This window comes from Streptosporangium sp. NPDC001681 (genome assembly GCF_040298085.1).
In the GTDB taxonomy this organism is placed as follows: Bacteria; Actinomycetota; Actinomycetes; order Streptosporangiales; family Streptosporangiaceae; genus Streptosporangium.
On sequence record NZ_JBEOZN010000233.1, the window covers coordinates 1 to 7382 of the forward strand.

A 7382-nucleotide genomic window follows, 5' to 3' on the forward strand; every position below is an offset into this window, starting at 1 on the left:
TAGCAGGGAGGTCATCAAGACCGGAGGTTTCCAGGTGTGGCCGGGGGAACTGGAGGCGGTCCTACGCCGGCATCCCGCGGTGGCCGACGTCGCGGGCGGACGGCCCTCGCGGCCGGGCCGGTGTTCCGCTACAGCGGGTCGGCGCTGTTCGTCTGGGACTGCTTCGACCAGGCGAGCTGCTCGTTCCTGCGCAGCTCCTCCTCGGTGGTCTGCTCCACCCTGGCCATGGCCCAGCGCAGGATCGGCGGTGCCATGAGGGAGGTCACGATCGCCACCAGCACCACGATCGTGTAGACCTCGACGCTGAGGATGCCCAGCCGCAGGCCCACCATGGCCACGACCACCTCGATGACGCCCCGCGCGTTGAGCCCGGCGCCCAGGGCCAGGGCCTCCCACCGGTTGAGCCTGCTGGCACGTGCTCCGGCGTAGGCCCCGAGGAATTTGCCGACGATCGCCACGGTCAGGATGCCGAGCCCGGCGAGCAGCACCATCGGGTCGGCCAGGGACGTCAGGTCCATGCGCAACCCCGCGGTGGCGAAGAAGATCGGCGCGAAGCCGGAGAGCACCACGGTGCGCAGCGGGGCGAGCCGTGCAGGTTCGACGCCACCCGCGGTACCGATCAGCATGCCGCAGACGAAGGCACCGAAGACCGCCTCAAGACCCATCGCGTGCGTGGCGGCCGAGGCGAGCAGGATCAGCACGGCCGCGGTCGCGACGGACGAGCCGGAGTCCTCGTCCCGGGAGGTGAGCCGGAACGAGTGCCGCACGAGCGGGCGGCCCACGGTGAGCGCGAAGATCACGACCGCCAGCAGGCAGGCCAGCGAGACCAGCACGCTTCCCGCGCGCAGGCCGGTGGTGGCCATGGCCGACACGATCGACAGCATGAACCAGCCGAACGCGTCGTCGATCATGCCCGCGGTGAGCGTGAGCTGCCCGATGTTACGGTGGAGCAGCCCCATGTCCATCAGGGTCTTGGCGATGACCGGGATGGCGCTGACGCACATCGCGACGCCGAGGAAGAGCGCGAAGACCAGCGGCTCGGTTCCGGTGGGGATGAGCGTGGCCGGGAGCAGGAATCCGGCGCCGATGCCGAACGCGAGCGGCACCAGCAACCCGCCGATGCTGACTCCGGCCGCCGTGGCTCCCCTGCGCCGGACCATCCCCATGTCCATGTGGATGCCGGTGATGCCGACGAGCAGCAGCACGCCGATCTGCCCGACCGCGTCGAGCAGGTGGAACTGGGCGCTGTCCTGTGGGAACAGCCAGGTGGACAGGCCCGGCGCGACATGGGCGAGGAAGGACGGCCCCAGGACCACCCCGACGAACAGCTCACCGACGACGGCGGGCATGCCGAGCCGCCCGGCCAGACGGCCGAAGGTGAGGGCGAGCAGCAGGAGCAGCCCCACCTGGAGTAGGAAGATCAACAGTTGATGTGCAGCGATCGGCGCCACTGGCGCCGCAAGCGTGACGAGCACGACAGACCCCTCCGGTTTCCAAGGTGCCGCCCCCTCTCCCCAGTAAGGCCGGCACAGTGCAGAGCTTGGCAAAGCAAAGATCGGCAATCAACTCTTGAAGAGCTGCCCAAAATATGCGGCAGTACTTATGCCGCATATTTGTGCGAGGTATCGCCTGATTGATCACGCTTCACCTGCCGGTTCCGGCGGAGGTGTGTTGCGGCTCGACCGCCTGGCGACGAGAGCAGGCCATGGCACAGGACCAGCCCGGCCGGCGCGCCGAGCAGGGTGGTCCGGGTGCTCGCCGTCGGCTCCTTCCCGCGGGGCGGCTTCTCGCGGGCGGATCGCCCGGGGCCACCAGGAGGCTCCGTGGTCGTGCTCCACGGCGAGAATAATTCACAGTTAACCTGTAGAGATAGTAGATTAATCTGAACCAACCCACATGAGGTCATCGAGAGGCGCACCGTCGGGGGGCTGTCTGATGCACGTCACGGCGCGGAGCGACTACGCACTGAGGGCGATGCTGGTCATCGCGTTGAGCGATCCGGTCCCTGTCAAGTCGGAGACGATGGCCCAGACGCAGGAGATCCCGGCGAGTTTCCTGCGCGGCATTCTGACCGACCTGCGCCGTGCCGACCTCGTCTTCGCCCAGCGGGGCCACGAGGGCGGCTTCACCCTCACCAGGCCGCCGGTGGACATCTCGGTCGGAGACGTCCTGCGCGCCGTCGGTGGCGAACTGACCTCGGTGCGAGGTCTGCCGACCGGGGACGTGGCCTACTTCGGAGAGGCGGTACGACTGCGCACGGTGTGGCTGAACATCGAGACCTCGATAAACGCCATCGTCGACACCGTCAGCCTGGCCGCGCTCCTGTCGCCGGTGGCCGAGAGTGGCAGGCGACGCGGAGCCTGACAGCCGGTGTCGATCGAACTGACGGTCTATGTGAGACGAAGATGTCCACAACTTGAGACGCCTTGCTTGAAACGTGACTTGACGTCGCCTTGAAGTTCAATAACCATGTTTCCTATCAACATAGTAGGGAAAATGGGAAGGGGGGCGTCGTGCGTGCGCTCATCCTCTTAGGCCTGGTCGGCTTCGCGGCGCAACTCGTCGACGGCAGCCTCGGCATGGCCTACGGTGTCACCTCGACGACGCTACTCCTGGCCATCGGCACCAACCCCGCCGCCGCCTCGGCCACCATCCACCTCGCCGAGATCGGCACGACCCTCGCCTCCGGCGTATCGCACTGGCGGTTCGACAACATCGACTGGAAGGTCGTCGCCAAGATCGGTCTCCCCGGCGCCGTCGGCGCGTTCGCGGGAGCCACCTTCCTGTCCGGCCTGTCCACCGAGGTCGCCGCCCCGGTCATGTCGATCATCCTGCTCGCGCTGGGTGTCTACGTCCTGGTCCGCTTCACGGCCTTCGGCCTGCCGCGCGGCAACCTGGGCAAGCCGTTGCGCAAGCGCTTCCTCGCGCCCCTCGGCCTGGTGGCCGGATTCGTCGACGCCACCGGTGGCGGCGGCTGGGGTCCGGTCGGCACCCCGGCGATCCTGGCCAGCGGCCGCCTGGCACCGCGCAAGGTGATCGGTTCCATCGACGCCAGCGAGTTCCTGGTCGCCATCGCCGCCAGCATCGGCTTCTTCGTCGGCATCGGCTCGGAGAACATCGACTTCTCCTGGGTGGCCGTCCTGCTGCTCGGCGGCGTCATCGCGGCCCCCATCGCGGCCTGGCTGGTCCGCCACATCCCGCCGCGCATCCTGGGCTCCGCCGTCGGCGGTGTCATCGTCCTGACCAACGTGCGGACCCTGCTGCGCAGCGACTGGGTCGACGCCTCCGGCGGCGTCCAGGCGGCCGCCTACATCATCATCGCCGTCATCTGGGCCGCCGCCATCGCCTACTCGCTCCGTGAGTACCGCCGTGACCGCGACAACGAGCTGGCCGAGGCGGTCGAGGCAGAGGAGCGGCGCCGCGCCGGAGAGCAGGAGACCGCAGGTTCCCCCAGCTGAGCCCGGCGGCGCGATCCGGCCGTGGTTCCGCGTGAAGGCCTCCTCGTCATGGCGAGGGGGCCTTCCGCGTTCCGGGCCCACGTCGGCCACCGCCGGTGCCGGGTGCCGGGCGAAACCCCGGAGGCCCTCGTCCTCCGTCACCCGGCGGTGGAGGGCTTCGGCCACTGCGCTCCCACCACGATGACCGCCCGACAGCGCACGGGCCCGCATCCGCTGGCCGAACCGTTCTCTGATATATGAGGAATCGGGGTCGGTTTCGGTCGTCGAGACGGACGCCCCGAGGCCCGCCGACGGCCAGATCGTCATCGCCGTCGAGGCCGCCGGCGTGAACTACGTCGACGGGTTGTTCGTCCACGGCCGCTACCAGATCAAGTTGCCGCCGCCGTTCGTGCCGGGCAGTGAGGTCGCCGGCACGGTCAGTGCCGTCGGCCCCGGCGTGACCTGGCCGACGGTGGGAACGCGAGTGGTGGCGGTGTGCGGGCTGGGCGGCTTCGCCGAACAGGTCGTCGTCCCGGCCGCCGGCGCGGTGCGCATCCCCGACACCCTGGACGCGGCCCAGGCGGCGACGTTCGCTCAGAGTCACTGCACGGCCATGTTCGCGTTGCGGGACCGGGGCGGACTGAGCGCGGGGGAGACCGTGCTGGTCCTGGGTGCGGGCGGCGGGGTAGGGCCGGCGGCGGTGCAGGTGGCGACCGCGCTTGGCGCGACGGTCCTGACCGGGGCGTCGAGTGAGGACAAGCGGCGGGCCGCACGTGCCGCGGGCGCCGTCGCCGTGCTCGACACGAGCGCCCAGAGCCTCAAGGACGCGGCCCGCGAGTTCTCCAACGGCGGGGTCGACCTGATCTACGACCCGGTGGGCGGCGACCTGGCGGATCCGGCCCTGCGGTCGCTGCTGGTGGGCGGCCGTTATCTGGTGATCGGTTTCGCCTCGGGGACCATCCCGTCGCTGCCGCTCAACCAGGTGCTGCTGCGCAACCGATCGGTCGTCGGGGTCGACTGGGGCGCCTGGTCGATGTCGGACGCCGCCGGTCAGCACGCCTTGCGTCGGGACTACCAGGTCACTGTGAGTTCACCCATCAGGAATGTACGCGCGTTCTTGATCTGCGCCTGGTTGATGATTTTTATCCGGTCCAGCCGATCCTGATTCTTCGCGATGATCCTATTCTGGCTGTCGCGGTATGCCGCCTGCCGTGCACCGTAGTAGTTCGTGTCCATCCTGCATGTCGTGTCGGCGGTGGCCGTCGCGATCTCCTCCGGGGTCCCCTGAGGCTTGAGATTATGATCATTCGCCGCGTTGTATCCCCAGCGTGGATCTCCGACGGCGGCCTCGGGATTCGGATAGTCGAACCCCTTCTCCTTCATGCAGTTGCTCCACACCTGCTCGGCATCACGGATGCGTGGATCGGTGTAAGCACTCTGGGACGCGTCGTCGGCCAGCATGAAAAGGTCCTGCTCCTCACGCACCCTGGCCGCTCTGCCCCCGAGGAGTTCCAGGGATCCCTGGCCGAGAAGTGCTTCCGTTCTGCCGGTACATCCGCCGACAGGCAATGCCTTGCCGTGGAAGTTCCGTCTCCTACCATTCAGGACGATGGCCTGCTCATCGGATATGGAGTATCCGGTGAAGCCTGCGCTCTCCAGGAGTTGAGCGGGCGGACCCGTATAGCCGTACTTCTCCACCTGACGGTCGCCCAGCCAGGCGAGATAGCCGGCGTTCTTATGCTCCTCAGGCTGAGCCGGGAGCGGCAGAGCTTTCAACTCCACCCCGAACTTCCGGGTGCAGTCGGCGAGCATCATGAACCGGGCCTTGTCGACGATCTTCCGGTCGGCCGCGGGCAGATCATAGGCATCAAGCGGAAGAGTGAGGTCGGCGGCGGTGCGCGGAGCCGGGATCGCACTCACGGCCTTATCCTCCCCGGCTGCACTGCACCCTGTTGCGCCGATGACCGCGAGAAGGCCGGCGAGCAGGCGGCGCGCGACGATGGCGGTCGCAACGGTCACGACGAAACTCCATCCAACAGGAACGGCATTTCGCAGATAATGCCATCCGGGCGTCGGCGTGGAGAGCACCTTGATCACGATGTGATGGGAAAGCCCCGGATCGCTGACCGCTCGAACACGCCAGCGGAGGGCGATCTCCGTTGCCTGCCGTCCAAAGGCCGATCTTTGTCTCCGGCGGGGCACTCCGGCTCTGGGGTGATCGCCAGGGACGCGCTCACCGCCGTCGGCCTGTCGGGGTTTGAGATGGGGGCTGCTCATCCCATCCGCCATCGATCCGGGACAAATCGGGCGGGATGTCCCGGAGTGCCGCACCTGCCGCGGAGTTCTCGGGTGGCAGGCGGTTGAAATCGGGCCCCGCCAGGTATGGCGGGGCGTGCGCGTCGTCGGTGCCTGGTGTCCGCGAGAAGACGCCTGGTGTCCACGACGACGCGGCGGGCCCTGTTCAGTCGTTTGCCAGGTACTCGGACGCCCCGGAACGCTCCGGCGCCTCGAAGTGCTCCGACACGCGTTCGGCGCTGAAGGCGCCGCGTTCGGTCACGATCCTGGTCACCAGGTGCGGGGGAGTGGCGTCGAAGGCGGGGTAGTGGCCAGTCACGCCCTCGCCCGCGGTGCGCTTTCCCAGCACGTGCAGGACCTCGTCGCCGTCCCGCCGTTCGATGACGACGTCGCCGATTCCCAGCGCCCGGGGGTCGGGCGCCGGGATCACCACGTAGTACGGGACGTCGAAGGCGCGGGCGGCCAGCGCCACCCCGAGGGTGCCGACCTTGTTCACCACATGGCCGTCCATCGTCACCCGGTCCGCCGCGGTCAGCGCCACGTCGGCGAGCCCGTCGGCCAGCACCGAGGCGACCATCCCGTCGGTGATCAGGGTGGGCCGGTAGCCCATCTCCACCAGCGTCGGCGCGGTCAGCCGTGCTCCCTGCAGGTAGGGCCGGGTCTCGGTGCAGACGAACTCCAGTCGCTTGCCCGCCTGCTGCGCGGCCTCGACCGTCGCGATCAGGTAGGTGTCGGCCCAGCAGTGGGTGAGGACGCGGGCGCCGTCCTCCAGCAGTGCCGCCGCGTGCCTGCCCAGGGCCGCGCTGCTGGCCCGGTAGGCCGCGTCGTGCTCGGTCGCGGCCCGGGTCACGGCCTCCACCAGTTCCTCCCCCGACGCCTCGGGCAGCGGCCCGTCCACGGTGGCGGCCAGGACCGCCTGGACGGCGTCGCGGATGTGGTTGTTCGTGGGCCGGGTCGCGATCAGCCGGTCGCCCGCCCCGCGCAGCCGGGCCGCCGCCAGGACCGGTGGCTCGTCGCGGGCCTCACGGGCGGCCAGGATCATCCCGGCGGTCGCCGCGAACGAGGGGCCGGTGCTCTGCGTGACCATCCGCTCGATGGCTACCGCGACGTCCTCGCTGGTGGCGCAGCGCACCCAGCGGTGCTCGAAGGGATAGACGCGGCGGTCGAGGATCTCCACGGCGTCGTCGGTGATCCTGACGGAGTCGGCGAGGACGGGCCGTCTCCCGGTTGTCTTCATGGGGCCTCCAGCGGTGGGCGGGACCCGATCACGGTACCGGCGCCGCCTGGCGTCACCGCGATCCGGTCGTGCTCCGCGCTGCTGCCCTCCTCCGCTCCGTTCGAACGGTGGCATGCCGCCGAGCGGCGGGCCGTTCCTGGCCGGCCCGCCGCTCGGAGGTACGGCGGAGGGTCAGCGGACGATGCCGTGGGTGTCCTTGCCGTCGCCGTCCCAGTCGCCGGTGATGGGGAGGTCGTGGGGGCTGCCGTCGCCGTAGGAGATGCTTTGGGTGGTTTCGGTGGGGGTGGTGATGGGGCTGGTGCGGAAGGAGAAGGCGTTGCCCATGCGGACGCCGATGTTGTCTTTGCCGTCGCCGTCCCAGTCGCCGACCAGGGGGTCGGCGTTGGGGTTGCCGTAGGTGATGATGTGTTGGG

7 protein-coding genes are annotated in these 7382 nt (G+C 69.1%); 3 read left to right on the forward strand and 4 right to left on the reverse strand.

Going from position 1 to position 7382, the window contains the following annotated elements:
• Positions 1-128: 128 nt before the first annotated feature.
• Positions 129-1424: a cation:proton antiporter gene (locus ABT130_RS46370; RefSeq protein ID WP_350966316.1), complete on the reverse strand. Its 1296-nt coding sequence runs from the start codon at positions 1422-1424 to the stop codon at positions 129-131.
• A gap of 511 nt (positions 1425-1935) precedes the next feature.
• On the opposite strand from ABT130_RS46370, the gene ABT130_RS46375 reads away from it, so the two are divergent.
• From ABT130_RS46375 to ABT130_RS46385, 3 genes are all read left to right on the forward strand, one after another.
• Positions 1936-2364, forward strand: coding sequence for an RrF2 family transcriptional regulator (locus tag ABT130_RS46375; protein WP_350930385.1), 429 nt, complete (start codon positions 1936-1938; stop codon positions 2362-2364).
• 149 nt (positions 2365-2513) lie between these two features.
• Positions 2514-3458 (forward strand): sulfite exporter TauE/SafE family protein, encoded by a 945-nt coding sequence (locus ABT130_RS46380; protein ID WP_350966317.1) that lies wholly within the window; start codon positions 2514-2516, stop codon positions 3456-3458.
• A 298-nt stretch (positions 3459-3756) separates the two neighbouring features.
• Positions 3757-4602 carry an NADPH:quinone oxidoreductase family protein gene (locus ABT130_RS46385; RefSeq protein ID WP_502992252.1) on the forward strand — a complete coding sequence of 282 codons (846 nt, stop codon included), beginning with the start codon at positions 3757-3759 and terminating at the stop codon, positions 4600-4602.
• Here the strand turns inward: ABT130_RS46385 and ABT130_RS46390 are convergent.
• From ABT130_RS46390 to ABT130_RS46400, 3 genes are all read right to left on the reverse strand, one after another.
• The gene (locus tag ABT130_RS46390; protein ID WP_350966318.1) at positions 4509-5534 is read right to left on the reverse strand and encodes a hypothetical protein; all 1026 of its coding nucleotides are present in this window, start codon (positions 5532-5534) and stop codon (positions 4509-4511) included. The two genes, ABT130_RS46385 and ABT130_RS46390, sit on opposite strands and share 94 nt — an antisense overlap.
• Positions 5535-5898: 364 nt before the next feature.
• Positions 5899-6969, reverse strand: coding sequence for a translation initiation factor eIF-2B alpha/beta/delta subunit family protein (locus ABT130_RS46395; protein WP_350966319.1), 1071 nt, complete (start codon positions 6967-6969; stop codon positions 5899-5901).
• Between the two features lie 171 nt (positions 6970-7140).
• Positions 7141-7382: hypothetical protein (locus tag ABT130_RS46400; RefSeq protein ID WP_350966320.1), on the reverse strand; the 242-nt coding region annotated here is incomplete at its 5' end.